This is a genomic window from Thermus caliditerrae (assembly GCF_021462525.1).
Classification (GTDB): domain Bacteria; phylum Deinococcota; class Deinococci; order Deinococcales; family Thermaceae; genus Thermus; species Thermus caliditerrae.
In genome coordinates this window covers 1-1346 of record NZ_JAKEDT010000044.1, presented here as the reverse complement: position 1 = coordinate 1346, position 1346 = coordinate 1, and the positions used below count along the sequence as shown (strand labels likewise).

At 53.5% G+C, this 1346-nt stretch carries 3 protein-coding genes; all 3 read right to left on the bottom strand.

What is annotated here, in order from left to right; all coding sequences use genetic code 11:
• On the bottom strand, window positions 1–661 hold a 661-nt coding region (locus L1088_RS12580; protein ID WP_267961273.1), incomplete at its 3' end, for an acetate and sugar kinases/Hsc70/actin family protein.
• On the bottom strand, window positions 648–1079 hold the full coding sequence (locus L1088_RS12575; RefSeq protein ID WP_267961272.1) for a hypothetical protein: 432 nt from the start codon (window positions 1077–1079) through the stop codon (window positions 648–650). The genes L1088_RS12580 and L1088_RS12575, both read right to left, overlap by 14 nt.
• A gap of 8 nt (window positions 1080–1087) precedes the next feature.
• On the bottom strand, window positions 1088–1318 hold the full coding sequence (locus L1088_RS12570; protein ID WP_438948073.1) for a hypothetical protein: 231 nt from the start codon (window positions 1316–1318) through the stop codon (window positions 1088–1090).
• Window positions 1319–1346: the final 28 nt, after the last annotated feature.

Sequence of the window (1346 nt, the reverse complement as noted above, 5' to 3'; positions counted from 1 at the left end):
TTCTGTGGACAATTGAGGGACCTGACTCATCATACTCCTCCTTGGAAATCCACATTTGTTGGAAAGTGGACAAAGAAGCGAGAATGGATCCACCGATCCAGACAGAGTATTTTCTCTCGGGGGGAGCGATGATCTTAATCTTCATGGTGGAGGGAGCGAGGGCAGTAAGCTCCTTTTGCATGCGGTCAGCAATACCGGGGAACATGGTTGTTCCTCCAGAGAGGACGACGTTTCCGTACAAGTCCTTTCTGATATCAACATCACACTTCATGATGGAGTTGTAGGTGGTCTCGTGGATTCCAGCGGATTCCATACCCAAGAAAGAGGGTTGGAAGAGAGCCTCAGGGCAACGGAAACGCTCGTTTCCGATGGTGATGACTTGTCCGTCGGGAAGCTCATAGGACTTCTCGAGGGCGGAGGAAGAGGCAGCGGTTTGCATCTCTTGCTCGAAGTCGAGGGCGACGTAGGCGAGCTTCTCCTTGATGTCACGGACAATCTCACGCTCAGCGGTGGTGGTGAAAGAGTATCCACGCTCTGTGAGGATCTTCATGAGGTAGTCAGTCAAGTCACGTCCAGCCAAATCCAAACGGAGGATGGCGTGGGGGAGAGCATATCCCTCATAGATGGGGACAGTGTGGGAGACACCATCACCAGAGTCCATGACGATACCGTCCAGCCAAATCCAAACGGAGAATGGCGTGGGGGAGGGCATATCCCTCATAGATGGGGACAGTGTGGGAGACACCATCACCAGAGTCCATGACAATACCGGTGGTACGTCCGGAGGCATAGAGGGACAACACGGCTTGGATGGCAACGTACATGGCGGGGGTGTTGAAGGTCTCGAACATGATTTGAGTCATCTTCTCTCTGTTGGCCTTGGGGTTCAAGGGGGCCTCAGTCAACAAGACGGGGTGCTCCTCAGGAGCAACACGGAGCTCGTTGTAGAAGGTGTGATGCCAGATCTTCTCCATATCATCCCAGTTGGTCACGATTCCGTGCTCAATGGGGTACTTGAGGGTGAGGATACCTCTCTTGGATTGGGCCTCATCACCAACGTAGGAGTCCTTTTGTCCCATACCAACCATCACACCAGNGTCATCTTCTCTCTGTTGGCCTTGGGGTTCAAGGGGGCCTCAGTCAACAAGACGGGGTGCTCCTCAGGGGCAACACGGAGCTCGTTGTAGAAGGTGTGATGCCAGATCTTCTCCATATCGTCCCAGTTGGTCACGATTCCGTGCTCAATGGGGTACTTGAGGGTGAGGATACCTCTCTTGGATTGAGCCTCATCACCTACGTAGGAGTCCTTTTGTCCCATACCGACCATCACACCAGTGTGACGGGGG

Coding starts and splice junctions, on each gene's coding strand:
- L1088_RS12575 (WP_267961272.1), bottom strand. CDS start 1,079: ATGGGACAAAAGGACTCCTACGTTGGTGATGAGGCCCAATCCAAGAGA.